Source organism: Pyxidicoccus sp. M6 (assembly GCF_055568925.1).
Window position 1 is genome coordinate 4,859,149 of record NZ_CM145714.1, and the last position, 26,476, is coordinate 4,885,624.

Here is a 26,476-nt window from a genome sequence, read left to right on the forward strand (position 1 = left end):
GCCATGCGCATCGTCTGTCAGAAATGCGCGGCCGCCTATGCGATCGATGATCGTCTGATCACCGCCAAGGGCGTTCGCGCGCAATGTCCCCGCTGCCGGCACCTGCAGCTCGTGCGGCGCGATCCTTCGGCCGCGCCCGCAGCGGGCGCGCCGGCTCCCTCGCCGCAGCCCGGGGCGCCCGCCACCGCGGTTCCTTCCGCTCCGGCGGGGGCCGCCCCCGCGGACGACCTCTTCGGCGACTTCGGCTCGCCGCCGCCCGCGGCGAGTCCACCGGCGGCGGGGCCGTCACCCGCGGCCGGTCCGCCAACAGGGGCCGCCGCGCCCCGGCCCGCCCCGGCGCCTCAGGCCGCGAATCGTCCCGCCCAGGCGGGGGCGGCCGGAGCACGGCCCGCCGCAGGGACGGACCTCTTCGCCGACTTCGGCGCCATGCCGAGTCCCGGCCCCGCTTCCGCGCCGCCGGTGGACCCGTTCGGCGCCCCGGGGGCCGCGTCGCCGTCCGCCGGTGGGGCGCCCGCCAGTGGGGACCCGCTGCTCGACTTCCTCGGGCCGCCTCCCGCCGCGCCGCCCGCTCCGGTGGCTCGAGTCCCCACGGCGCACGGCGCCGCGCCCGTGTCCGTGGCGCCTCCCGGTGGCGCCGCCGCGCCCAGGCCGGCCACCGCCGGCTGCCGCTCCTGTGGCAAGCCGCTGACGGACTCCTTCGACCAGGCGCTCGGCATGTGCGACGACTGCCGGCAGCGTCAGCCAGCATCCGCTGCCGCCGCGCCGGCCCCCACTCCCGCACCTGCTGCTTCCGAGGGCGCGGACTTCCTGCCGCCGCTCACCACGCTGGACGCGGGCTCCGCGGCGTCGCCGCTGCCTTCCGAGCCCAGGTCCAGCCCGCGTGCGCCGGCGGCCCCGGCCCTGGGCGCGGAGCCCCGGAGCAACAGCAGCCCGCGCATCCCCATCAGCACCGACATCATCCCGGACATGGGCCCGGAGCCGCGCAGCGGTCCGCGCCCGGCCGCGCCGTCCCTGGGGCCCGAGCCGCGCAGTGGCTCGCGCAACTCCGGCATCTCCGCGGCGCGCACGGGCTCCGCGCAAATCCAGGTCGCGGGCGGTGGGACCGGACGCGGGCGGGGCGTGCTCGTGGGCGCGCTCGCGGTGCTGCTCATCGGCGGTGGCGCCGGGGCGTGGTTCCTCTACTCGCGCCACCAGGAGACGGCGCGCCGCAATGCCCAGCCTCCCGCGCCGCCGCCCGTTCCAGAGGCGGTGCAGGCCTCGCTGTCTCGCTGGAAGCTGAAGTACCTGGAGGAGCTCACCGGCACCACCAGCACGGAGAAGCTGGCGGAGGGGCAGCAGCAGCTCGCCCGGGACGAGCGCTTCGCGTACGCCCAGTCGGAGGAGTCCTTCCAGCAGGCGCTGCTCCTGGACCCGCAGAGCGACGACGCCATCGCCGGCTACGTGCAGGCGCTGGCGCTGGGCCGTGGCGCGGGCATGGACGACGCCACCTTCCAGGAGGCGCGCTCGCTGGTGGAGGCCGCGGAGGCCCGCTCCGGCCGCACGGCGTCGCTCCTGCTGTCGCATGCGAACCTGCTGCTGGCGCGCTCGCGTGAGCCGGAGCGCATGGAGCAGGCGCGCAAGCTGGCCGAGGAGCTGCTGGCGCTTCCCAAGGCCTCCGACGCGCAGAAGGCCGAGGCGCACCTCGTGCTGGGCCGCGCCTACCTGTCCACGTCCCGCGAGCTGGCGCGCACGCACTTCGACGAGGCGCAGAAGCTCGCGCCGGGCCTCAAGCGCGTGGCCTTCTACCGCGCGCTGGCGCACGAGTCGGCCGGCGAGTACTCGCTCGCGCTGGACACGCTCCGCAAGCGCCTGGCGGCCGACCCGGACGACTGGGACAGCCTCGCGGCCACGTCGCGCATCTACCAGGAGGTGGGCGAGCCCGGTGAGGCGCGCAAGCTGTACGAGGCGCGCGTGAAGGCGGACCCCAACGAGCTGCGAGCGCTGCTGCCACTGGCCATGCTGCGCTACCAGTCGGAGGACAACCCCGGCGCCGCGGTGCGCGAGCTGCGCGCGTTGCTGAAGAACCGCTCCCGCTACGAGAACCCCGAGGTGGCCGAGGTGCTGGTGCACCTCGCGTCCGCGCAGCGCTCCGCCAACGACGCGGACGGCGCGGCGAAGTCGGCGGAGGAAGCACTCCAGCTCGTGAAGGACCTGCCCGAGGCGCACCTCCAGGTCTTCCTGGTGGCGCTGGGCCGCAAGGAGGCCCCGCGGGCGCGGACGCACTTCACGGGCTTCCAGGGCCGCCTGGACGACGCCGCGCTGGAGAAGGTGCTCGAGGGCCGGCTGCTGCTCCTGGAGAAGAAGCCCGCCGAGGCGGTGGAGCGCTTCCAGGAGGCGGTGCGGCTGGACTCGCGGCGGCTGGACGCGCAATTGCTGGCCGGCGTGGCTTCCGCGAGCGCGAAGCGGCGGGACGACGCGTTCCGCGCGTTGAATCCGGCGCTCCAGTCGGACCCGATGCGGCTGGCGCCCCGGCCGGTGGCGACGCGCTTCTGGCTGCGCCCTGGCGAGACGGTGGAGGGCATGGAGGGCGCCATCCTCGCGCTGGCCGAGGGGCCGGAGGACCCGTCCCCGCTGCTCTACGAGGGCCTCTTGCGCTTCCACCAAGGCGAGCTCGAGGCGGCCGACCGGCACTTCCGCGACGTGCTGGAGGTGGACGCGAACAACGCGGGCGCGCTCGCGTACCGCTCGCTCATCGCGCTGAAGCGCGGCAACACCTCCGAGGCGAAGGCCCTGGGCGCGCGCGCGGTGGAGGGCGGCCGGCAGAACGCCATCGCCCACCTGTCGCTGGGCATGGCACTGGCGGAGTCCCGGCAGGTGGAGCCCGCCAAGCGCTCGCTCCGGGACGCGCTGCAGCTGGCGCCCGCGCTGCTGTCGGCGCAGGCGCGGCTGGCGGAGTTGGAGGCGCCCCAGCGGCGCGACGTGGCACGAGACACCCTGGTGCGGGTGGTGGGGTTGGACCCGTCGTACCTCCCCGCCAAGAGGATGCTCTACCAATTGGAACGGTGAGGTGGATGTGAAGGTCCTGCTGCTCGGCTCCGGAGGCCGCGAGCACGCGCTCGCGTGGAAGCTGTCCCAGAGCCCCCGGCTCACGAAGCTCCTGTGCGGCCCCGGCAACCCGGGCACCACGCGGCTGGCCACCAACGTCCCGCTGCGCGCCGACGTGCCGGACGAGGTGGTGGCACTGGCGAAGCGCGAGGCGGTGGACCTGGTGGTGGTGGGGCCCGAGGCGCCGCTGGTGGCGGGCGTGGCGGACGCGCTGGCGAAGGCGGGCATCCCCTGCTTCGGCCCGGTGGCGGGCGCGGCCCTCATCGAGGGCTCCAAGGCCTTCGCGAAGGAAATCATGGCCGAGGCGGGCGTGCCCACCGCGGCCTTCCGCACCTTCACCGACGTGGCCGAGGCGGAGGCCTACGCGGTGCAACAGGGCCGCATCGTCGTCAAGGCGGACGGGCTGGCCGCGGGCAAGGGCGTCATCGTGGCGCACGACGTGGAGGCCGCTCGCGCGGCGGTGCGCGCGGTGGGCGCCATGGGCACGGCGGGCCAGAAGATGGTCCTGGAGGAGCTGCTGGAGGGCGAGGAGGTCTCCGCCATGGCCCTCTGCGACGGTGAGCGCTACGCCATGCTGCCCCTGTCGCAGGACCACAAGCGGGTGGGGGACGGCGACACCGGCCCCAACACCGGCGGCATGGGCGCGTACAGCCCGGCGCCGTTCCTCACCGACGCGCAGCTCGACGAGGTGGGAGAGCGCGTCATGGCCCCCACGCTGGCCGTGCTGCGAAAGCGCGGAATACCGTTCCGGGGTGTGCTGTATGCGGGGCTGATGCTCACGCGCAGCGGACCGAAGGTGCTGGAGTTCAACGCGCGCTTCGGTGACCCGGAGACGCAGGTGTTGATGATGCAGCTCGGCGAGGACCTGCTGCCGCTGGTGGACGCGTGCGCGCGGGGCCGGCTGGAGGCGCGCCCGCTGAAGTCCAACCCGGGCGCCTCGGTGGGCGTGGTGATGGCCGCGGAGGGCTACCCGGACGCGCCGAAGAAGGGCCAGCGCATCGACGGGCTGGACGGGGTGCCCGCGGACGCCACGGTGTTCCTCGCGGGCGTGGAGGCGAAGGACGGCGCGCTGGTGACGAGCGGCGGCCGGGTGATGACGGTGTGCGCGCGGGGGGACACCCTGGCGCAAGCGCGCGAGCGGGCCTACGCGGCGGCGCAGGCGGTGCGCTTCGAGGGCATGCACTTCCGCCGGGACATCGGCGCGCGAGGGTTGAAGGCGGCGCCGTGAATCGCGTCTCGCGCTACCTGCTCAAGGAGCTGCTCGTGCCGCTCGGAGTGTGGGTGGCGTTCATGTTCCTGCTCCTCTTCGTCATGCAGTTCCTGAGGGGCACGGACGTGCTGCTGGGCTCCTCGGTGACGCTGGTGGATTTGGGGCGGCTGATTGCGTACCTCGCGCCGCACTTCCTGATGATGGCGCTGCCCATCGCCTTCCTGCTGGCCATCCTCCTGGGGCTGGGGCGGCTGGGAGAGGACAGGGAGCTCACCGCGCTCCAGTCGCTGGGCGTGGGGCCGATGCGTCTGCTGGCCGCGCCGATGGGCGTGGCCGCGGTGCTCAGCGCGCTGATGATGCTGATTACCTCCACCGCGCAGCCCTGGGGGCTCACCGGCGTGAAGGAGTTGGTGAGCGAGGTCATCCGCAAGAACGTGGTGGGCGACGTGAAGTCCGGCGTCTTCTACGAGGACCTCAGTGACTTGACGCTCTACGCGGAGCGGGTGTCGCCGGACGGGAGCTGGACGAACGTGCTGCTGCACGACGACCGCGAGGCGAGCGCGCCGCTGCTGGTGCTGGCGCACCGCGGGCAGGTGGGCGTGAGCGGGACGGGCGAGGTGCTGCGCTTCGCCCTGGAGGAGGGCGAGGTGCACCGCTCCGGCCGCGCGGGCGAGGATTACAGCGTCATCCGCTTCGACAAGTCCGAAATCAGCGTGGGCGTGGGTGTCTCCATGGGCAAGCGCAGCCGCTTCACCTCGGCGAAGGAGGAGCTGACGCCCGTGGAGCTGATTCAGGCGGCGCGCGAAGCGGAGGCGCAGGGTGGAGACCCGCGCTCGTTCCGCATGGCGCTGCACAGCCGGCTGGGCGGCGCGCTGGCGCCCATTGCCTTCGCGCTGCTGGGCACGCCGCTGGCCATCGGTCGGCGGCAGTCGGGGCGGGCGTGGGGCTACCTGCTCACGCTGGGCGGCTACGTCCTCTACTACCTGCTGAGCCGGGCCTTCGAGCAGATGGGGCAGAAGGGGAAGCTGCCGGTGGAGCTGGCCGGGCAGCTGGCCAACGTCATCTTCATGCTGGTGGGCGCGGTGACGCTGTACCGCGTCAACCGCTCTGGGACGGTCCGGTGAAGGTCACCCTCTTCGGCTACGTGCTGCGCACGTACCTGCGCTTCGCCCTGGGCATCCTCGCGGGGCTCGTCATCATCTTCGTGGTGGTGGACTTCGTGGACCGCGCGAAGACGTACACCGGGGCGGGCTGGGTGGAGGCCGCGGCGAAGCTGTACGGCTACAAGGCGCTGGTGTCTGTGCAGCAGCTGGGGCCGGCGGCGCTGCTGCTCGCGGCGGGGACGGCGGTGTCCGCGCTGCGCAAGCAGGGCGAGGTGACGGCCATCCGCGCGCTGACGTTCGGCCCGTCCGCGCTGTACCTGCCCATCCTCGCCTGCTCGCTGACGGCGTGCGTGGGGCTGGTGGCCTTCGACGAGTGGGTGGCGACGCACGCGGGGCGGCGGGTGGATGAAATCACCACCCAGCGCTTCAACCGCGGAGGCGACTGGCGCTTCTACTACACGCCGAAGCAGTGGTTCCGGCGAGGGGACCGCATCTTCTTCCTCCGCTCGGGCAGCGCGCAGGAAGGCTTCCGGGACGTGTCCATCTTCACGGTGTCGAAGCAGTTCGAGCTGCGCCAGCGCCTGGACGCGGCGGAGATGCACCCGCTGGAGGGCAATCGCTGGCGGTTGGTGGACGTGTCCGAGCGCGGCTTCTCCGGCGAGGGACGCACGACGGTGAAGCAGCTCGCCGAGGCCGAGTACGATTTGGGCGTGGCGCCCGGCGTCTTCCGCATCCGTCCGGGCCGGCCGGAGCAGATGCGCGTGCCGGAGTTGCGTGAGCAGATTGTCGCGCGCAGGGAGGTGGGGCTCGCGACGCGCCAGTTCGAATTGGCGCTGCACAACCGCTTCGCGTACCCGATGGCGGCGCTGCCCGCGGCGCTGTTGGGCGTGGGCCTGGCGCTGCGCTCGAGCAGGCGGGGACACCTGACGGCGGCCATCGTCGAGGGGCTGCTCATCGCGGTGGCCATGTGGGGGCTGATGGTGGTGTGCCGCACGCTGGTGCTGACGGAGCGGCTGCCGCCCCTCGTGGCCGCGTGGATGCCCACCTTCCTCCTGGTGCTGGTGGCGGGGGCGGTGTGGCTGCGCCGCGAGGGCCTGCTGCACCTTCCTCGCGGTCGCGCGCTGGTGAGGTAGCGTGCTCAACCCCATGGACTCCGCTCCTCCTCCGCAGACGGTGGACGCACGTTTCCGCCGCGCGGCGACGGGCGTGTTCGTGGTGTGGGCGGTGGGGTTGGTGTTCGCGGAGGTGGTGCTCCAGGTGGCCGCGAGCGCGGCGGTGCTGCTCGCGGGTGTGCTGGTGGCGCGCAAGCGGCTGCGGCTGGCGCCGGATGTCCGCGCGTACGTGGTGGCCAGCCTGGTGCTGTGTGCGTGGCAGCTCGTGTCGCCGGCGGTGGCGCTGCTGACGGGCGCGGCGGAGAAGTGGCCGCGCGGCTCGCGCTACGGGCAGGTGCTGGACACGGTGGCGGGCGCGGCGGCGGCGTGCATCGGCACGGTGGGCGTGCCGTGGCTGCTGCTGGCGGCGGTGGTGGCGGGAGGCTGGCTGGTGGCCGCGGCGCTGGGGCTGTTCCAGAACCGGGTGAAGTGGCCGTGGGCGCCGCCCGCGTTCCTCAAGCTGAGCGTGGTGCGCCTGCACGAGAACTTCGGCACGGAGGAGTCCCCGCGCTTCGCGGCCGGAGGCTTCTTCTTCCACCGGCTGCGCTTCGCGCACGGGGCCATCGCCGCGCTGGGGCCGACGCTGGCGGTGCTGGGCGGCTCCGAGGTGGCGCGGCGCCGGGCGGTGGCGGGGCTCGTGGTGTTGGGGATGCTGGTGTCCATCTACAACGCCTTCGCGCGGGCGGCGCTGGGCGCGGCGCTGATTGTCAGCGTGGTGGCGCTGCTGCTGCTCGTGCAGGGACGGGCGCGGCGGGTGGGGCTGGTGCTGCTGGCGGCGGTGGTGCTGGCCGTCGGAGTGTCACCCGCGTGGCGCGCGCGGCTGGGCAAGGCGGTGGGGAACATCTACGGCGGCGAGCGGGAGCTGGCCATGTCCGTGGGGTGGATGCTCGTGCGCGAGCACCCGCTGACGGGCGTGGGCTTCGGCAACCACCGGACGGCGGCCATGGCCACGGCGCCGGAGACGGGCATCAACGACTTCCTCGCCACGGACTCGCACAACCTCTGGCTCACCGCGTGGGCGGAGACGGGGCTGGTGGGCCTGGTGCTGCTGGCGGCCATGCACGCGCTGCTGGCGAAGGCGCTCATCCGGCGCCACCGCGAGGGCTCGCTGGCGGCGACGGGCGCGTTGCTGTCATGGGTGGGCTTCCACGTATTGTCGCTGGTGCACTACCTGCCGTTCCACCCCAGCGTGCACCTGTCCTTCGCGCTCGTGTGGGGACTGGGGCTGTGCGACGGCAGTGAAGTCCTGCGCGGTGGGGCCGCGTCACTCGCCGCGAGTGCCCGGGACTGAAGGCATCTCCAGCACCCGCCGATACACCGCGAGCGTGCGCCGCGCGCAGTCGTCCCAGGTGAAGCGCGCCGCGCGCTCGCGGCCCAGCTCAATCAACTCACTGCGCAGCACGTCGTCCCGCAGCACGCGCAACGTCGTCTCCAGCCACGCGTTGGCGTCGTCCGGAGGCAACCTCAGTGCCGCACCGCCCACCACCTCCGGCAGCGCGGACGCATCCGCCGCCAGCACCGGGCAGCCCGATGCCATGGCCTCCAGCGCCGGCAGGCCGAAGCCCTCGTACTTCGACGGCAGCAGCAGCGCCGCCGCCGCGCCGTAGAACAGCGGCATCTCCGCCTCGGGCAGTTCTTCGAGGTCGAGCACGTTCTCGTGCAGCCCCAGCCCATGCGCCACCGCGCCCTTGCCGGCCAGCAGCACCACCGGCACCGGCAAATCCGGCGCCACTCGCTTCAAGAGCTCCAGGTTCTTGAAGCGCTTCGCGTTGCCCACCGCCGCCACGTACCTCGCGGGCAGCTCGTGCTTCTCGCGGAAGGCCTTCGCCTCGCCCGGCGTCGGCGGCTGGAAGCTCGCGCCCACGCCGTTGTGGATGACTTGAAGCCGGTACGGCGACAGGTGGAGGTACTTCGCCAATTCGTCGCGGGAGAACTCCGACACCGTCACCAGCGCCGAGGCCCGCTTCGCCCTCGGCCCCACCACCATGCGGTAGTAGAGTGACTGCACCGGCGTGTACTGGTCCGCCAGGGCCAGGTGGTTGGCGTCATGCAGCGTGGCCACCAGCCGCCCGTCCCAGAACAGCGGCACGGAGAACGACGTGGCGTGGAACACGTCCGGCCTCAGCTTCGTCAGGTCCGCCAGCAGCGCGGGCTGCTCGAAGGGGGAGAGGAACCCCGCGCGCGAGCGGTGCACCGGCATGGGCGGAGCCAATTCTCCGAGTCCTTCGGGGAGCCCCTTGGGCCCGGCCAGCGCACTGAAGCGCACGTCGGGCGCGAGCGCGGGCAGACGCCGCGCCAGCTCCAGCGCGTACCGCGCGATTCCATGCAGCCGGCCCTGCACCATGCGCAGGTCGAGGAGGACGTGGGCCACGGCCCCCGGCGTAGCACACGTGGGGCCGTCGTGGGGCGGGGAGGGGAGCGGGCAGGCGAGCACCCCACGTGTCCTTCGGCACCGCGCGGTCCGATGCTAGAAGCCCGTCCCGTGAAGGTCGCCCTGGTCCACGATTGGCTCGTCACCCACCGCGGGGGAGAGCGCGTCCTCGATGCGCTCTGCGAGGTGCTCCCGGACGCGGACATCTACACCCTCGTCCACAAGCCTGGCAGCCAGTCCCCGGCGATTGAATCCCGCCGCATCTTCACCTCCTTCCTCCAGCGCATCCCCGGCATCCACTCGCGCTACCGGCACTTCCTTCCGCTGATGCCGCGCGCCATCGAAGCCCTGCGCCTCCAGGACGACTACGACCTCGTCCTCTCCTCCAGCCACTGCGTCGCCAAGGGCCTGCGCACGCCGCCGGGCACGCCGCACCTGAGCTACGTGCACGCGCCCATGCGGTACATGTGGGACCTCTTCGACGACTACTTCGGCCCGGGCCGCGCGAGCCCGCCCGTGCGCGCCGCCGCCCACGCGGTGCGGCCCTGGCTGCAGCGGTGGGACCGCGAGTCCGCCGCGCGCGTGGACCGCTTCGTCGCCAACAGCCACCACATCGCCGCGAAGATTCGCCGCTTCTGGGGACGTGACGCCTCCGTCGTCCACCCGCCCGTCTCGCTGGAGCGCTTCGCCCGGCAGCCGCTGGAGGGCTGCGGCAGGGGCGGCTACTTCCTGTGGCTCGGCGCCTTCGCTCCGTACAAGCGGCTGGACGTGGCGCTGGAGGCGTTCCGTGGATTGGACGCGCCGCTGTGGGTGGTGGGCACGGGACAGGAGGCCTCGCGCCTCATGTCCGGGCCGGTGCCGCCGAACATCCGCTTCCTCGGCAACGTCGCCGACGACGCGCTGCCGGGCCTGTACCGCGATGCACGCGCGCTCATCTTCACGCCCGAGGAGGACTTCGGAATCACGCCGCTGGAGGCCCAGGCCACCGGCCGCCCCGTCATCGCCTTCGGCAGGGGCGGCGCGCTGGAGACGGTGACGTCTCGCACCGGGCTCTTCTTCTCCGAGCAGACGCCCGCCGCGCTCGCCGCCGCCGTGCACCAGTTCGAGTCGTGGGAGCCCGGCTTCCGCCCCGAGGACGCTCGCTCGCAGGCCGAGCGGTTCAGCCGCGCCGCCTTCCAGCGCGCCATGCTCGCCGAGGTGGACTCCCTCCTCCGAGTGGGGACGTCCTCCCCAGGCCGCGTCGCCGGGGTGTGACGCCGCTGTCAGTCCCCTCTCCAGCTTCCGTGGCCCACCTCTGTCCACCACCTCACCCTGTAGGGGAGGGGTCAGTGCAACCCATTGGTTTCACGCGATTTCCCATGCTAGGTACCGCGCCCGTCATACGGTGTTGGGCAGGGCACGTGCTCGGTGTCGCAGGGTGCGAGTCTTGCAGCGGGTGGGCCGCCCGTTGACCAGGTTACAGGAGTCCCGCGGTGTTCAGTCGTCTCCAGCGGTTCTACACGTCCATCAAGATTTTCGCGGACATGGTGATGCTCGCGGCGGCGTTCGGCCTCGCGTACGCCACCCGCTTCTCCGGCCTGTTCCCCATCACCGAGGGCATTCCGCCCTGGGACGACACGCTCGTCTCGATGCTGATGGTGCTCTTCATCTTCCCCGTGACGTTCAAGCAGTCGCGCCTGTACGCCACCAACCGCGCGCGCACCAACACGGGTGAGGTGTTCGAGGTCTTCAAGTCCACCATCACCGCGACGCTCATCCTGGTGGCGGCGACGTACTTCGCGCGCGAGCGCTACTCGCGCCTCACGCTGGTCATCTTCGTCGCGTACGCCTTCATCGCGGTGACGTGCAACCGGCTGTTGTTCCGCTGGGTGCTGAGCGAAATCCGCCGGCGTGGCCACAACCTCAAGTCCATCCTCGTCATCGGCGCGGGCGAGCTGGGCCAGCGCGTGATTGAGACGGTGGAGGGCCACCGCGAGCTGGGCTTCCGGGTGACGGGCGTTCTGACACTGCGGCCGGAGAAGGTAGGCCAATATGTCAGCGGCGTGCGCGTCATCGGCCACGTGGACGCGGTGAACGAAATCCTGGATGCGCACCCGGTGGACCAGGTCATCATCGCGGTGCCGCTGGAGGACCAGGCGCACGTGAAGCGGCTGATGGAGCAGCTCGCGCTGCGCACCGTGGACGTCCGCGTCGTGCCGGACCTGTACCAGTACATCACCCTCTACGGCGGCCTGGAGGAGTTCGGCGGGCTGCCCATCATCCGCCTCCAGGGCGACCCGATGGAGGGCTGGAGCCGGGTGGCGAAGCGGGCCTTCGACATCCTCTTCTCGCTGCTGGCCATCGTCATCACCTCGCCGCTGATGCTGGCCACGGCGCTGGCGGTGCGGCTCACCAGCCGCGGGCCCGTGCTCTACCGCCAGGAGCGCATGGGGATGGATGGGCGCACCTTCCCCATCCTCAAGTTCCGCACCATGCGCGTGGACGCGGAGCACTCCGGCGCGATGATGGCCTGCCGGGAGGACCCGCGCCGCACGCCGATTGGGACCTTCCTGCGCAAGTACTCGCTGGACGAGCTGCCCCAGTTCTTCAACGTGCTCCTGGGCGACATGAGCCTCGTGGGCCCGCGCCCCGAGCGCCCCGTCTTCATCGAGGAGTTCAAGCGGCAGATTCCGCGCTACCACCTGCGCCACAAGGTGAAGGCGGGCATCACCGGCTGGGCGCAGATCAACGGCCTGCGCGGCCAGACGTCCATCCAGAAGCGCATCGAGTACGACCTGTACTACATCGAGAACTGGTCGCTGCTGATGGACCTGAAGATTCTCGTGCGTACCGCGCTCGGCGGGTTCTTGTCGAAGAACGCGTATTGACGGCGCGGCTGTAGCGGGCGTCGGGGAAGCCTTGGCTGCGGCTTCCTCCTGGGCAGGCAGGCGCTCGTCGAATTCTTCACCTGGAGCGTTGGACTCGCTGCGGGCGGTGCGGGCCAGCGAGCGGCCATGCGGAAAGGACGGCGCCGAGGGCTCGGGGGGAGGTTTCCCGGGCAGGAAGCTGTCTAGAATCAGCGCGGCATGGCCGAAAAGCTCGGAGCAATCCTGGTCCGCAAGGGCCTCATTACGCCGTCGCAGCTCGACGAGGCCCTCAAGGCCCAGCTCATCTACGGTGGGCGCCTGGGCACCAACCTCGTCGAGTTGGACATCCTCGACATCGACACGCTGGCCATGGTGCTGGGGGAGCAGTACCGCTACCCCGTGGCGCAGGAGGCGGACTTCGAGGCCGTGCCAGACACGACGCTGGCACTGCTGCCGGCCGCGCTGGCGGAGAAGCACCTCGCCTTCCCGCTGGGGCAGGAGGGGCGCCGGCTCAAGGTGGCGATGGTGAACCCGCAGGAGCTGCGGGACACGGACGCGCTCAGCTTCGCAACCGGGTTGCGAATCGTCCCGCACGTCGCGCCCGAGCTGCGGATGTACCACTTCCTGGCCAAGCGCTACGAGATTCAGCGCGAGTCGCGGTACATCCGCCTCGAGCCCTCTCGGCGTCCGCCTCCGGGCGTGGCGGCGGGGGCTCCGGCTCCGGCGGCGGTGCGGCAGGCGCTCTCGGTGGCGCCGCCTCCCGCGCCCGTGCGTCCCGAGCCCGACTCTGAAGGAATCTTCGGCGGGCTCGCGCCGGGGCAGTACCTGAGTGATGACGCGGATGCGGATGCGGATGCGGACGCGGGTGACGCGGGGCTGCCACCTCCGGCGCCTCCGCAGCTTGCCGCCATGGAGCCGCCGCGAGGCGCACCGGCGCCTTCGGGGATGCGGCCCGGTGGGCCGCCCCGGCTGACGCCTCCGGAGCTGCCTCGCGTGGTCGAGCCGCCCCGGCTGGCTCCTGAGCTCGCCCCGGTCGAGGAGCTGGATGTCCTCGAAGGGGATGTGATGGAGGAGCTTCCGGTGGCTCCCGGTGTCGCGTCCGGGCCGCCGGTGCTGGGGGCCGCGCCTCCGCCGAGGCTGACGCCTCCGGAGCTCCCACGGGTGCCTGGGCCTCCGCAGCTGGCGCCCGCCGAGGGGGCACGTGTCGGACCTCCTCAGCTCGGGCCCGCGCCACAGGCGCCGGCCGTGCCGACCCGGCCGAGCTCTCCCGAGGTGCCGGTCGTCACGGGAAGCGCGCAGCCGCCGGGCATGGTGGCGCGTCAGGCGGGAGGTCCGCCGCAGCCTCCGGGGATGAATCGTGCTGCGCCGGGGCAGGCAGCGGGCCCGCAGCCGGGAGCTCCCGCGTCCATGCCTCCGGGGATGGTGGCGAGGCCGGGGGCGGCCGCGGTGCCGCCGGGCCCGGCGGGGACTCGGCCTCCGTCGATGACGGGACTGCCGGCGGTGCCGGGGCCTCAGCAGGGGGCCGTGCCTCCGGGCATGGCGCGTCCGCCGGCTCCGCCGTCGGCGCAGCAGCCGCCCATGGCTCCACAGGGTGCGGCGCCGCGTCCCCCTGGAGCGACACCTCCTCCGGTGACGGCGCGTCCGACGCCTCCTCCGGTGGTGGGGCCGCCGCAGCCTCCGGGCATGGCGCCCAGGGGCATGCCGCCCGCGATGGCGCAGGGTGGGGGGATGCCGCCTCCGGCCACGGGACCGGGGGCCGCGCATCCGAATGCGCCGATGACGCCTCCGCCTGGAGCAAGGCCTCCGCAGGTCGCCGGGCCCGTGCCTCCGCAGCAGCCGGGGGCTCCCATGGGGCCGCCGCCCGCTCCGGGGATGATGCCTCCGGGCGCCCGGCCTCCGGCGATGCAGGGCGCCCCCATGCCTCCTGGCGCCGCGAGGCCGCCGCCTCCGGGCGCAACGCCGCCTCCAGGCGTGGGCGGGCCTCCGATGCCTGCCCAGGGCAGGCCGATGCCTCCGGGGATGATGCCCGGGGCTGCCGTTCCTCCGGGCGCTCCGATGGGCGCGCAGCCGGGGATGCCTCCGCGTCAGGGGCCGCCTCCTGGGGGCCCGGTGCCTCCTCCCGGTGGCCCGATGGCTTCTCCAGGGGGGCCGGTGCCTCCGTCGGGAGGACCGGTACCTCCTCCGGGCATGCGTGGGCCCGGGATGCCTCCGGGGCCGCAGGGCCCGGGGATGCCGATGGGCGGGCAGCCCATGCCCAAGCGCCCGTCGCAGTCGATGCCTCCGGTGGGGACTCCCGCCGCGCCGCCTCGGCCTGGTGAAGCTCCGCCGGCTCGCGTGTCCGGTCCCTCGATGGGCATGCCGGTCTCGGCTCCGCCGGGAGTGCCCCAGGTGCCGCCGGGGATGTCGCCCGCGGCTCCGAGGACTCACGAGCACGCGCCCGTGGCTCCTCCGGCTTCCGCTCCAGCGCCGCAGGAGACGTCCAGCGCGGACCTCTCCGCCTCTGCCTCGTCCCAGGTGTCCGGGGACGTCTCGACGCGCGCAAACGTCTCGGCGGCTCAGCCCGCGGAGCTGTCGCCAGCCGTGAGCGCGGAGGCGTTGCCCGCGGCCGCACCGGCTCTCGTGCCGTCGGCGCCCGAGGTGCTCGCGGCTCCTGCCCCCAGCGCGGAGCTCGTGCCGATGGACGTCGCGGGGCAGGGGAGTGCCACCGCCGACGCGGCGCCAGTTCTCATCGATGCGGAAGTGTTGGTCCCGAGCACTCCCAGCGCCGAGAGCGCGGCTCCTTCCCAGCCGGAGCTGGACCTCGACCTCTCCGATGCGTCCTCGCCGCTTCTGGCTCCTGACGACGGAGCCCTCACCGCCGAGTCGCTCACGCTGGAGGCAGGTGCCGACGCTGCCCCCGCGCCGGTCCGCATGGCGGTCAGCAACACGGGGGCGGAGTCTCAGGGGAGCGCCCTGCAGGCAGTCGGTGGAGACGACGTTCCCACCGAAACCGCGACCGAGGTCTCCGCGCCCACGGGCCGCGGTGACACGGCGTTGTCCGATGCCGCGACTCCGATGGCCGCGGTGCTCGAAGGGGGCGCCGCCGTCGAATTGCCAGTGGCTGGTGCCAGCGCTCAGGCTGAAGCCGCGACCGAGCTGCCGACGGCCGAGCACACCACGGCCTACGGCGTCGCTCTGCCCGCGGATGCGCTCGGTGAGGAAGACGAGGCGCAGCGCCCGGAGGCCAGTCCGTCCGCGGAATCCGTCATCGCGAACGAGGCCGTGGCTGCTGTTGCCGAGCCCGTGTTGGATGCAGCGGCTCACGCCGAGTCAAGCAACGCCGCATCCGGCCCTGGTGTGGCCACGCCGTCCATCTCGGAGACGGAGACACAGCAGGGCAAGGCACTCGCTGACGCCAACATGTCGGAAGGAGCCGCTGCCTCCGCGTCGGCCCCGAGCGATGCAGGCTCCGAGCAGTCCATCGCCGCCCGCGTCAGCGCGGAGGCCACATCGGGCACCGCGTCGTCTCCGGCCCACGCTGCTGAGTTCATCGCCGCGTCTCTTGTCAGCGCGGAGGATGGGGCCGCTGTCGCTGCTGCCGCTCCATCTCCGGCCAGCGCGTCCGCCGAGCACCGAGACAGCACGGAGTCCGAGGCTCCCGCCGCTCATGTGTCCGAGGCTCCCGCCGCCAGGTCCGGTGCCGACGCGGAGCCTGTGCCGCACGCGGACCTCGTCCCCGCCACGGCTTCTGCCAGCGCTGAGCCCGTGGCGGACGCGGGCGGGGCCCCTGTCGCTCACATCGCCACGGCCCACGTCGATACGGAGAAGGCGGAGTCCGCCCACGCCGATGACGCGTCCGTCGCGGCTCCGGCCCCGAGTGTCTCCGACGCCGCCGCACTGGATGCTCCACCCGAGCAGGTGAAGCCCGCTCCGCGAGCCCCCATCGAGCTCGACGACCTGCCTGCCTCGTCCAGCGACACGATGGAGCTCGCGTCCACCTGGGAGTTCGTCGGCTGGCAGGGCCGAGAGAGCAACGGCACCATCGGCCACACGGCCGAGACGACCTGGGCGGACCGCGCGGTGGACCTCGATGGCCCCGCCGCCCCCGCCGCGCCTCCGGAGCCCGCCGCGGGCGACGTGCCGCTCGCCTCGGCGTGGGACTTCATCCAGCAGCCGTGGCAGCCCCAGTCCAGCCAGCTTTCCGAGCTGGTGACGTCGCTCCTGGCCGCGGCCAGCGCGTCCACGGACACGCCGTCCTCCGGGCCGGCGGTGACGGCGGAGCAGGTGCTCGCGGCGCTCGACGGCGTGGGGACGCAGGGCACGCTCAGCAAGGTGCTGCTCGCGTACTGCGCGGGCCGCTTCCGGCGCGCGTTCCTCCTCGGCGAGAGCCTCGGCCTCGCGCGGGTGGGGCACGCCTGGGGCCCGGGCAGCGACAGCCCCGCCGTGTCCGCGCTCAAGGTGGACCTCGAGGCTCCGTCGCTCCTCACGGCCGCGATGTCCGCCGGCCCCAACCCGAGCGTCTTCGACGCTCCGACCTGCTCGCAGGACGAAGCCATCTTCGCCGCGCTCGGTGGGGACGCCGCTTCGAAGCTGCTGGTCGCCACAGTGCGCAGCCGGGGCCGGCCCGTGGCCTTCATCATCGCGGACCCTGGCGCGGAGCACGTGGACATCTCCGCGCTCGAAGAGCTCACCCGCGTCATCGACAAGGCGTCGGAGGCCTTCGACCGTCTCCCCTCCGTGCGAGGCGCCTGACACGGGCGCAGGGCAGGGGGCGCAATGCCCCCGCGTCACCGAGACGTCGCCCAGCCCACTGCGCAAGTCACTCGACGTAGACACGTCACCCTGAAACGCAGAAGGGCTCCGGAGCGCGGTGCTCCGGAGCCCTCTTCACTTCAATCGCTGACGCCGGGGCTCAGCTGCACCCGCTGGTCGCGCCGCAGTTGCCGCATTTGTAGCAGGCACCGCTGCGCACCATGATGGCTCCGCACGTGTGGCACGGCGGCGCGTCCGCCTGGTTGAGCCACGTGGCGCGCAGCCCGGCGACGGGCGGCGGCGCGGACACCACCTCGGCGGGCAGGGCTTGCTGCGCGGGCGCTGCTTCCACCGGAGCGGCCAGCACCGCGTCCTCGGACTCCACCTGCTTCGGCAGGAACTTCAGCTCCAGCCACCGGAAGATGTAGTCCGTAATCGACTTGGCGATGGGGATGGCCGGGTTGCCCGTGAAGCCGCTCGGCTCGAAGCGGGTGTGGCTCAGCTTGTCCACCAGCACCTTCAGCGGCACGCCGTACTGCAGCGCCAGGGACACGCTGGTGGCGAAGCTGTCCATCAGCCCGCTCACCACCGAGCCTTCCTTCGCCATGACGATGAACAGCTCGCCCGGCGCGCCGTCTTCGTACATGCCCACCGTCAGGTAGCCCTCGTGGCCACCGATGGAGAACTTGTGAGTAATCGACCGGCGCTCGTCCGGCAGGCGGCGCCGCACCGCGCGGGGCTCCGGCTTCACGGCGGGCTGCACCGCGGGCTCGGCGGCGGCCGCGGGGGCCTTGGTGTCCTTCATCGTCTCCTTCGACGTGTTGAGCGGCTGCGTGCGCTTGCACCCGTCGCGGTACACGGCAATCGCCTTGAGGCCGCGCTTCCACGCCTCCAGGTACGCCTTCTCGATGTCCTCCACCGTGGCGCTGGACGGCATGTTCACCGTCTTGGAGATGGCGCCCGACAGGAACGGCTGGCACGCCTCCATCATCTGGATGTGGCCCATCCACGAGATGCTGCGCTGGCCACGCGCGGGCTTGAAGGCGCAGTCGAACACCGCGAGGTGCTCAGGCTTCAGGTGAGGAGCGCCCTCAATCGTCTCCTGCTTGTCCAGGTAGCTGATGATGTCCTGCGCCTGCGTCTGAGGGTAGCCCAGCTTCTCCAGCGCGAGCGGCACCGTCTGGTTGACGATCTTCAGCATGCCGCCGCCCACCAGCTTCTTGTACTTGATGAGCGCGATGTCCGGCTCGATGCCGGTGGTGTCGCAGTCCATCATGAAGCCGATGGTCCCCGTCGGAGCGAGCACCGTCACCTGGCTGTTGCGGAAGCCGTGCTCCTCGCCGAGCGCCAGCGCCGTGTCCCAGGCCTCCTTCTGCGCCGCGTACAGGTCCTCGCTCACGCCCTCGGGCGCGACGTTGTACGCCGCCTTGCGGTGCTTGCGGATGACGCCCAGCATGGAGTCCGCGTTCTTCGCGTAGCCGGCGAACGCGCCCTGCTTCTCGGAGATGCGCGCGCTCATCGCATAGGCCTCGCCGCACATCAGCGACGTAATGGCCCCCGCGTAGTTGCGGCCGGCGGGCGAGTCGTACGGCAGGCCGGTGGCCATCAGCAGCGCGCCGAGGTTCGCGTAGCCCAGGCCCAGCGGGCGGTAGTCGTGGCTGTTCTTCTCGATTCGCTCGGTGGGGTAGCGCGAGAAGCCGACGATGATTTCCTGCGCCAGCAGCAGGACGTCCACGGCGTGCTTGAAGGCCGTGACGTCGAAGTCGCCGTCGATGGTGCGGAAGTGCATCAGGTTCAGGGACGCCAGGTTGCAGGCCGAGTCGTCCAGGAACATGTACTCCGAGCACGGGTTGGACGCGTTGATGCGCGCCGTGGCCGCGCACGTGTGCCAGCCGTTCACCGTGGTGTCGAACTGGAGGCCCGGGTCGCCGCACAGGTGCGCCGCCTCGGCGATTTCGCGGAACAAGTCCCGCGCCCGGTGTGTGTCCATGGGCCGGCCGTCGCGCACCGCCCGCGTCGTCCACGGGCCGTCGTTGACCACCGCCTTCATGAACTCGTCGGTGACGCGCACCGAGTTGTTCGAGTTCTGGAAGAAGACCGAGGAGTACGCCTCGCCGTTGAAGGACGGGTCATACCCGGCCTCGATGAGCGCCCAGGCCTTCTTCTCCTCGGTGGACTTGCAGCGGATGAACTCCAGCACGTCCGGGTGGTCGGCGTTGAGGATGACCATCTTCGCCGCGCGGCGCGTCTTGCCGCCGCTCTTGATGACACCGGCGAAGGCGTCGAAGCCCTTCATGAAGGACACCGGGCCGGACGCGGTGCCGCCGCCCGCAAGCAGTTCCTTGCTGCCGCGGATGGAGGACAGGTTGCTGCCCGTGCCGCTGCCGTACTTGAAGAGCATGCCCTCCGTGCGCGCCAGCGTGAGGATGGAGTCCATGCTGTCCTCCACGCTGTTGATGAAGCACGCGGAGCACTGCGGCTGGGTCTCCACGCCCACGTTGAACCAGACGGGCGAGTTGAACGACGCCTTCTGCCGGAGCAGCAGGTGCGTCAGCTCCGCGTGGAACGCCTCGCGGTCCGCCTCCGCGGCGAAGTAGCCGCCCTGCACGCCCCACTGGGTGAGCGTGTCCACCACGCGCGCTACCAGCTTGCGCACGCTCGTCTCGCGCTCCGGCGTGCCCGGCGTCCCGCGGAAGTACTTCGACGCCACGACGTTCGTCGCCAGCATCGACCAGGACTTCGGCACCTCGATGTTCTTCTGCTCGAAGACGGCCTTGCCGTCCTCGCCGGTGATGCTGGCGCTCCGGTATTCCCACGCCAGCTCATCCGCGGGGTCCACCCCCGGCGTCGTGAAGAAGCGCTCCACGGTCAATCCCGTAGCCGCCACGCGCCCCTTTCGCCCGTTGCGTCGCTCCTTCCCGTTCACCGACGGCTTCGAGCTCAGCTCCTTCTCCATGTCGCCACCTCCACGGGGTTTCACTGAATGTCCTGGTGCAAAATTTTGCAAAATGCCAAGGCCGCGAGATCGCTCAGGATCTGGAGACACTCCGCTGACACGTGCGGGTGACTCCAGAGTGGACTCGCGAAGCGGTTCGAAGCGCGCTCGGGCGCCGGAAGCTGTCTGTGGGATTGCTCGGCCGCCGGCCGGGCGAGCGGATCAATACGACGCTCGTGGCAATCCCGTCAAAGAATCCGATTCCCCCATCAATAGTGCTGGGGAGTGTCATACACACCACCTATTGTGGACACGTCGCGAAGAGAGTGGGGTGCTACGACTGGCCGCCTGCTTGTAGCGGGGCGCCGCGGGGGCTGACGATCTAGAGCCAAGCGATGGCGGTAGCAACAGGTGCTTTGCATTGCCCAGAGCCATATGGCGAGCCATGTATCGTCACTCCTTCGCAAGCGAGCGTGATCACTGGGAGACGTTTGCTGTGAGTCTGTGCACGAATCCTACGGGCGCCAACCCGGCCGGCCAGAAACCGGGCTCCGGGGCTCGCGCCGGCCGGTCCGGTGGTGAACGGCGACGTCGATTTCTCGTGTCCGCCGAGTTAGGAGGCGGACATGCCTCCTCCCTTCAAACGACACGTCTTCGTCTGTACCAACCGCCGTCCGGACGGGCACCCCAAGGGGTGTTGCGCCACCAAGGGTGCGGAGGAGGTACGCGCCGCCTTCAAGGAGGAGCTCGACAAGCGCGGGCTCAAGGGCGGCATGCGGGCCAACGCGGCGGGGTGCCTGGACACGTGCGCCTTCGGCGTCTCCGTCGTCGTCTACCCGGAGGGCACCTGGTACGGCGGCGTGAAGGTGGAGGACGTGTCCGAAATCGTGGACCAGCACCTCGTCAACGGCCGCCCCGTGGAGCGGCTGATGATGCCGTTCTCCCGCAAGGAGAAGGCGGGGAGCTGAAGAGCGCACGGCGCGCTTCACCTGATTAACCCGAAAAATTAGCTGCGTGACTCCTTCCTGCTGAACCCGAAGAAAGTCCGCGCGGAGGTGGACGGGCGCGTGGTGTGCCCGTGCCGTCCTCCTGCGCGGCGAGGAGCACACGCATGCGTCGCAGCACGTGGGCCTGGGGCCTCGTCGCCACTGCCCTGTCCGTTGCTGGTTGCAGTCCGGATGTCTCCACCCCCGAGTCCGCGGAGCAGTCCCGGCAGGCCGCGCCGCTCGAAGCGGCGTGGGCCGTGGGCGTCTACTACCCGGTGGGCACGCGCGTCACCTACGGCGGCCGCGTCTATGAGTGCCGGCAGGCCCATACCTCTCAAGCGGACTGGACGCCTCCGGCGGTGCCCGCGCTGTGGCTCGACGTGGGGGCCTCTGGTGGAGGCACCGACGCGGGCACGGGCGGCGGCACCGACGCGGGCACCGGTGGTGACGTCATCGCGCCCACGGCGAACCTCAGCGCCAGCGCCACGCGCTTCACCGCGGCGGGCACGCTCTCGCTGACGGCCACGGCCACGGACAACGTGGGCGTGACGAAGATTGAAATCCTCCAGAACGGCACCGTGGTGGCGACGGGCGGCAGCTACAGCCGCGCCTTCTCCGATGCCGCGCAGAACGGCACGTACGTCTATGACGTTCGCGCCTACGACGCGGCCGGCAACGTGGGCACGAAGAGCGTCACCGTCAGCGTGGAGATTGGTACTCCGCCTCCACCGGGAGGCAAGCGCATCATCGGGTACTTCACCGCGTGGGGCATCTACGCGCGCAACTACCAGGTGTCCAACGTCCCGGTCTCGAAGCTCACGCACATCAACTACGCGTTCTCCAACATCTCCGCGGATGGGAAGTGCGTCCTCGGCGACTCGTACGCGGACATCGACAAGGCCGGCGGCTGGCCGGGTGAGTGGGATGCCGGGCAGCTTCGCGGCAACTTCCGCGCGTTCAAGGAGCTGAAGAAGACGAACCCGAACCTCAAGCTGCTCATCTCCGTCGGCGGCTGGTCCTGGTCCACATACTTCTCGCAGGTGGCGGCCACGGCGGCGTCGCGCTCGGCGTTCGTGAAGTCGTGCGTGGACCTCTACATCCGCGGCCAGTTCCCCGGCGTCACCCCGGCGAATGGCGCGGGCGTGTTCGACGGCATCGACATCGACTGGGAGTACCCCGTGGGCGGCGGCCTGCCGGGCAACACCAACAGCCCCGCGGACAAGCAGAACTACACGTTGCTGATGCAGGAGTTCCGCAGCCAGCTCAACGCCGTCACCGCGCAGACGGGCAAGCAGTACCTGCTCACGATTGCGTCGGGCGCGTCGCCGGACCTGCTGGCGAACAAGCAGGAGACGAAGAACCTCGCCAACGTGCTCGATTGGATCAACGTGATGACGTACGACTACCACGGGGCCTTCGAGAGCACGGTGAACTTCCACTCGCCGCTGCTCCGCGTGACGGGAGACCCGACCGCCTCCACCGGCTTCTACAGCGACGGCACGGTGGCGAAGATGCTGGAGCTGGGCGTGCCCGCGTCGAAGATTGTCCTCGGCGTGCCGTTCTACGGGCGCGGCTGGGGCAGCGTGCCCAACGTGAACAACGGCCTCTTCCAGAGCGGCGTCCCCACCAAGGGCACGTGGGATGACGGCTCCTCCGGGCTCACGGGCGTGTTCGACTTCAAGGACATCAAGGCCAACTACGAGCGCGCCGGTTCCGGGTACACGAAGTACTTCCACCCGGAGAGCAAGGAGGCCTACGTGTACAACCCGTCCACCCGCATCTGGATTGCGTACGACGACGCGCAGAGCATGGGCGCGAAGTCGGACTACATCCTGAGCAAGGGCCTGGGCGGTGCGATGTTCTGGGAATTGAGCGGCGACGACGGCTCGCTGGTCGACGCGCTCTACCAGAAGCTGCACTGAGAGCGGCGCATTCCCGCGTCACCACAGCGCGGGTCCGTGAGGTAGATGCGGACCCGCGCGGTCGTACTCGCCGGGACTTCTTCCAGTGTCCGACGTTAGCTAGGGTTCGTCGCATGTCATTGGCGGCGGACGTGCTGCTGCGGCGCGGGCTCGGGAGCGTCCTGCTGTTGTTGCTCGCGGCCCCGGCGGTGGCCTCCGAGCCATGGCGAGCGGTGGCGCGCGTGGCGTCCCCCGAGGACGCGGCGCTGCTGGAGCGCGTGCGTGGGCAGTGCAGTGACCTTCCCGTGAAGCTCGTGGCGGAGCTGGGGGAGCGACTCGATGGACCTCCTCCGCTGCGTTGGCCCGCGGCGGAGTTGCTCGCGGAAGCGCATCAGGCCCGTGTCGTGCTGTGGTTCCTGCGCGAAGGAGCCAACGTGCACGTCCAGGTTGCCGAGCCCGCGAGCCGGCACCTGTTCGTCCGCTCCGCGCGCCTGGAGGGTGAGCCCGGTTCGTTGCAGTGGTCCGCAGGCGCGGAGGCCCTGGCGCTCACGGTGCGCTCCGCGCTGCGAGCCGTGGACCTGGGCGAGCCCTTGGGCGAAGTGGTGGAGCCTCCGCCTCCCGCTGTTGCTGCTCTCGTTCCTCCCCCGGAGCCCGTGCCCGTTCCGGTTCCGGTGCAGGCGATGGAGGCACCACCGCCTGCTGTCGCCTCCAGCCGATGGAAGTTGGCGGTGGGTGGGTACGCCGCGCTCGACGGATATGGGAAGGGCGGGCACCAGGGGCTGTCGCTCGGAGCGGGGTGGGAGGTGGGCTCGTGGCGGCCGGGGCTCGAGCTGCGGATGGGCATGCCGACGCGGCTGCTCGATGAGTACACGCGGCTCACCCTGAGACAGAACGCGGCGGTGCTGGGGGTGGAGCGGCGCGTCGGGTCCCTCGACACGCTGAGCTGTAGCTTTGGGCTGGAAGCCGGGGCGGTGGTCTTCACCCGGCGGACGGAGGCGCTCGCGCCGCAGGTCGAGGCGGCCCCCGCGAGCACCATCGTCGCGCCGCTCGTGGGCCTGCGGGGCGCCGCCCGTTGGAGTCCGGCCACGCGGTTCGCGCTCGAACTGAGCCTGGCCGCCGAGGTCCTCATGGGGCGTCCCGAGCTGGGCTACTCCGTGGATGGAAATGTGGTGCCGCGTGGTGATGGAGCGCCCATCCGGCCCCGGGCGGGGCTGGCGATGGTGTTTTTGCTGTGAAGCCGATGACCCGATTCCGAGGGGAGCGTTCTCCATGTCGGAGATGAGGAGCTCGGGCTCATTTGCAACCGTGGCGCCCCGCGAGGCGGAGGACCCTCGCATCCAGGAAGCCATCCAGGGACGGCGCGAGGCGACCGAGTCCCTGCTGATGGAATTGCTGCCGCGTGTGCGCAACCTGGTGCGCTACCTCGTGCGCGGGGACGTGGATGTGGACGACATCGCACAGGAGGGGCTCATCGCCCTGATGCGCGGCCTGCCCACGTACCGGGGCGAGGGCCGGTTCCACGCGTGGGTGGACCGCGTGGTGGTGCGCGCGACGTTCGCCTGGCTGAAGCGCTCGCGGGGCCGGGAGGCGCGGCACGCTGCCGAGGAGCCGGCGGAGTTGGTCGCGGTGCCATCGGACGACGCGCAGCCGGATGAGTACGTGCATCGGCGGCATCTCGTGAAGTTGTTGGACAGGCTCTCCACGGAACAGCGGCATGCGCTGGTGCTTCACCATGTGCTGGAGCTGAGCGTGCCGGAGATTGCGGCGGAGCTCGGCATTCCATTCGAGACGGTGCGCAGTCGCCTCCGCTTGGGGCGGACGGCCTTGCGCACGCTGGCATCGACCGGGGAGGGGGAGGGATGAGCCCGGTGCGAGAAGAGGGGGATGCGCAGATGGACGACCTGTTCGCGCCGCTCGACGGCGAGGCGGGTCCGGCGCGTCGAATCTCCCGGCAGAAGTCCGCGTCGCTCGTGTTGGCGGCGATGGACGCGGCGACGAACGAGACGCCACCCCGGCCGAAGGTGCCGAAGAAATGGCCGCGGATGTGGCTGGTGGCGGGAGCGGTGCTGTTCACCGGTGCCGCCGCGGCGGCCGTGTGGACGTGGGCGAGGTCGGAGCGGGTACCGGAGGCACAGGCGGTGCATTCGCCAGCCGAGGCACCACCGGATGCGAGTGCCCGTGCGCCGGAGGTCGCTCCAGGGACGGTGGCTGTCCCTGCTCAGTCCGCCTCCGCGCATACGGGCGCGACCGAGCAGGTCATGGATGCGGAGACCGCCGGGGGCACTGTCCCCCGGGCACCGGCGCAGAGCGCGGCGACTCCGCCTGAAGCCATCCAACGCGAGAGCACGCATCCCTCCGTGCGCAAGCAGCGGTCGGGGACGCCATCTCGACTCCCTCCAGCCACCGCGCCCGAAGACCTGCTGCGCGAGGCGAATGCACTCCGCGCCGGAGGCAGGTGGAAGGACGCGGAGGCGCTCTACCTGCGAGTCATTCGCGAGCAGCCCTCGTCGCTGGCGGCGTACGTCGCGCGAGTCGCTTCGGGCTCGCTGCGACTGGAGCATCTCGGCAATGCGCGCGGTGCGCTGCGCCAGTTCCACGACGCATTGCGCCTCCAACCTCGAGGCGTGCTCGACCAGGAGGTCCGTCACGGAATCGCGGAGGCCTGGCGGGCGCTCGGTGACACGAAGGCGGAAGCGCGGGCGCTGGAAGAGTTCCTCGCGCACCATCCCGACTCTCCGCTCGGGACCAACGCACGCGCACGGCTGCGGGAGCTCTCCTCGCCATGAAGCCGCCCCCTCGATGCGGTCCGATTGAGTACCTCCGGCCCGTGAAGTGGCGCGGGGCTCTCGGCATCCTGCTGGTCAGCACGCTCTACACAGGCTGCACGCGGGGAGACCTCGTCGCGTCCATCCACTCACGGGACGCAGGCACCTCGGACGTGGGCGAGGACCCACCGCCCACCGACGCGGGGCCTTCCGACAGCGGCACGCCTTCCGATGCGGGGTCTCCCGACAGCGGCACTCCCGACGACTGGAGCACGTACTGCGACGGACAGGGCCCACCCATCATCGTGGGAGACATCGCCAGCGAGACACAGGTCTGCGGTGGCCGGCTCGCGGCGCAGACCTTCCGTCAGGCCCTGTGTACCTGCGAAGGGCTCGCGCTCAGTGCCCGGATGGAGACGGATTCCTTCCGAGGCGCATCCGGCCCGTACCAGCCAGGAGGGCAGGGCGGTGACGTGAGCGTGAATGGCGCGCTGTCCGCGAACGACTCCGTCACCGTGGGCGGCATGCTGCGCGTGGGAGGCACGGCGGGCATCCAGCTCGCGCGCACGCTCTCCGTGGGCGGAGGGCTTCAAAGCAGCGGCCCCCTGACCGGCAGTGCCGCCACCGCCACCATCGCGGCGGACGCACGCGTGCGCGGCGACGTGGCCCTGTCCTCGCTCACCGTCGGCGGCATCCTCACGGTTCCATCCGAGTACACGCTGGGCTCCGCGCAGGCCGCCGAGGTCCGTCGCGAGCCCGTGGACCCCATCACCCCCTGTGCCTGCGATGCCGCCTCTCAAGTCGACGTCGCCGCGCTCATCGCCCACCACTCTGGGGACAACGACAACGCGGCCATCGGCCTGGATGCGGCGGCGCTGGAGTCCATCTCCGGTGAACGCACCCTGGCACTTCCCTGCGGCCGGTTCTTCCTCACGGGCATCACCGGCACCGGACACGCGACGCTCACCCTCCGCGCCCGCACCGCGCTCTTCATCCGCGATGGCGTGGACCTGGGCGAAGGCCTCACGGTGGATGTCCAGCCTCCGGGCGAGCTGGACCTGTTCATCGGCGGCCGTGTCTCGGTGGCGGGACCGCTCCTGCTGGGCTCCACCACCACGCCCTCGCGCGTCCGCGTGTACGTGACACGCTCGAGTGTCCTCGCGCTCTCCGCGGGCAGCACGCTCGCCGGCAACCTCTACGCTCCCGGCGCGTTCCTCAGCACGAGCGGCGACGCGGACGTCTACGGCTCCATCTTCGTGCGCCACCTCGAGGCCGCGGGGCCGCTGCGGTTCCACTACGACGCGGACGTGCTCGAAGCCGGCGCCGCGTGTCCGTCCCCCTGAGACGGCCGCTTGAAAACAGAAGCGGCGGTGCCGCCCCGAGAGGCCTGCAC

At 71.4% G+C, this 26,476-nt stretch carries 16 protein-coding genes; 14 read left to right on the forward strand and 2 right to left on the reverse strand.

What is annotated here, in order from left to right; translation table 11 throughout:
* Positions 1-3: 3 nt before the first annotated feature.
* Genes ACVTJA_RS19280 through ACVTJA_RS19300 form a run of 5 tightly spaced genes read left to right on the forward strand, consistent with a single transcriptional unit; the run spans position 4 to position 7,839 of the window.
* Positions 4-3,045, forward strand: coding sequence for a zinc-ribbon domain-containing protein (locus ACVTJA_RS19280; protein WP_465838074.1), 3,042 nt, complete (start codon positions 4-6; stop codon positions 3,043-3,045).
* A gap of 1 nt (position 3,046) precedes the next feature.
* On the forward strand, positions 3,047-4,312 hold the full coding sequence (purD, locus tag ACVTJA_RS19285) for a phosphoribosylamine--glycine ligase (RefSeq protein ID WP_465838075.1): 1,266 nt from the start codon (positions 3,047-3,049) through the stop codon (positions 4,310-4,312).
* On the forward strand, positions 4,309-5,418 hold the full coding sequence (locus tag ACVTJA_RS19290) for an LptF/LptG family permease (RefSeq protein ID WP_465838077.1): 1,110 nt from the start codon (positions 4,309-4,311) through the stop codon (positions 5,416-5,418). Before purD ends, ACVTJA_RS19290 begins: the two co-directional genes overlap by 4 nt.
* On the forward strand, positions 5,415-6,530 hold the full coding sequence (locus ACVTJA_RS19295) for an LptF/LptG family permease (RefSeq protein ID WP_465838079.1): 1,116 nt from the start codon (positions 5,415-5,417) through the stop codon (positions 6,528-6,530). The genes ACVTJA_RS19290 and ACVTJA_RS19295 overlap by 4 nt, the downstream gene beginning before the upstream one ends.
* Position 6,531: 1 nt before the next feature.
* Positions 6,532-7,839, forward strand: coding sequence for an O-antigen ligase family protein (locus ACVTJA_RS19300; protein ID WP_465838081.1), 1,308 nt, complete (start codon positions 6,532-6,534; stop codon positions 7,837-7,839).
* Here the strand turns inward: ACVTJA_RS19300 and ACVTJA_RS19305 are convergent.
* On the reverse strand, positions 7,813-8,892 hold the full coding sequence (locus tag ACVTJA_RS19305) for a glycosyltransferase family 4 protein (protein WP_465840441.1): 1,080 nt from the start codon (positions 8,890-8,892) through the stop codon (positions 7,813-7,815). The genes ACVTJA_RS19300 and ACVTJA_RS19305 overlap by 27 nt on opposite strands.
* Before the next feature lie 138 nt (positions 8,893-9,030).
* Here ACVTJA_RS19305 and ACVTJA_RS19310 point away from each other — a divergent pair, with 138 nt between their 5' ends.
* The 3 genes from ACVTJA_RS19310 to ACVTJA_RS19320 all read left to right on the forward strand — a co-directional run bounded on the left by ACVTJA_RS19310 (position 9,031) and on the right by ACVTJA_RS19320 (position 16,496).
* Entirely contained in the window at positions 9,031-10,173 is a 1,143-nt protein-coding gene (locus tag ACVTJA_RS19310; RefSeq protein ID WP_465838083.1) for a glycosyltransferase, read from the forward strand.
* 218 nt (positions 10,174-10,391) lie between these two features.
* A complete protein-coding gene (locus tag ACVTJA_RS19315; RefSeq protein WP_465838084.1) occupies positions 10,392-11,786 on the forward strand; it encodes an undecaprenyl-phosphate glucose phosphotransferase in 1,395 nt (464 codons plus the stop codon).
* Between the two features lie 198 nt (positions 11,787-11,984).
* Positions 11,985-16,496 (forward strand): GspE/PulE/PilB domain-containing protein, encoded by a 4,512-nt coding sequence (locus ACVTJA_RS19320; protein ID WP_465838085.1) that lies wholly within the window; start codon positions 11,985-11,987, stop codon positions 16,494-16,496.
* Positions 16,497-16,656: 160 nt separating this feature from the next.
* Here ACVTJA_RS19320 and ACVTJA_RS19325 read toward each other — a convergent pair whose 3' ends face one another.
* Complete coding sequence (locus ACVTJA_RS19325) at positions 16,657-19,452, reverse strand: vitamin B12-dependent ribonucleotide reductase (RefSeq protein ID WP_465838087.1); 2,796 nt, start codon at positions 19,450-19,452, stop codon at positions 16,657-16,659.
* A gap of 605 nt (positions 19,453-20,057) precedes the next feature.
* Between ACVTJA_RS19325 and ACVTJA_RS19330 the strand changes: the two genes are divergently transcribed.
* The 6 genes from ACVTJA_RS19330 to ACVTJA_RS19355 all read left to right on the forward strand — a co-directional run bounded on the left by ACVTJA_RS19330 (position 20,058) and on the right by ACVTJA_RS19355 (position 26,426).
* Complete coding sequence (locus ACVTJA_RS19330) at positions 20,058-20,399, forward strand: (2Fe-2S) ferredoxin domain-containing protein (protein ID WP_465838089.1); 342 nt, start codon at positions 20,058-20,060, stop codon at positions 20,397-20,399.
* Positions 20,400-20,542: 143 nt separating this feature from the next.
* A complete protein-coding gene (locus ACVTJA_RS19335; RefSeq protein ID WP_465838091.1) occupies positions 20,543-22,339 on the forward strand; it encodes a glycosyl hydrolase family 18 protein in 1,797 nt (598 codons plus the stop codon).
* 113 nt (positions 22,340-22,452) lie between these two features.
* Positions 22,453-23,553 (forward strand): hypothetical protein, encoded by a 1,101-nt coding sequence (locus tag ACVTJA_RS19340; RefSeq protein ID WP_465838092.1) that lies wholly within the window; start codon positions 22,453-22,455, stop codon positions 23,551-23,553.
* 34 nt (positions 23,554-23,587) lie between these two features.
* Positions 23,588-24,181 carry an RNA polymerase sigma factor gene (locus ACVTJA_RS19345; protein ID WP_465838093.1) on the forward strand — a complete coding sequence of 198 codons (594 nt, stop codon included), beginning with the start codon at positions 23,588-23,590 and terminating at the stop codon, positions 24,179-24,181.
* Positions 24,178-25,104: a tetratricopeptide repeat protein gene (locus ACVTJA_RS19350; RefSeq protein WP_465838095.1), complete on the forward strand. Its 927-nt coding sequence runs from the start codon at positions 24,178-24,180 to the stop codon at positions 25,102-25,104. Before ACVTJA_RS19345 ends, ACVTJA_RS19350 begins: the two co-directional genes overlap by 4 nt.
* Entirely contained in the window at positions 25,101-26,426 is a 1,326-nt protein-coding gene (locus ACVTJA_RS19355) for a DUF7305 domain-containing protein (RefSeq protein ID WP_465838097.1), read from the forward strand. Before ACVTJA_RS19350 ends, ACVTJA_RS19355 begins: the two co-directional genes overlap by 4 nt.
* Positions 26,427-26,476: the final 50 nt, after the last annotated feature.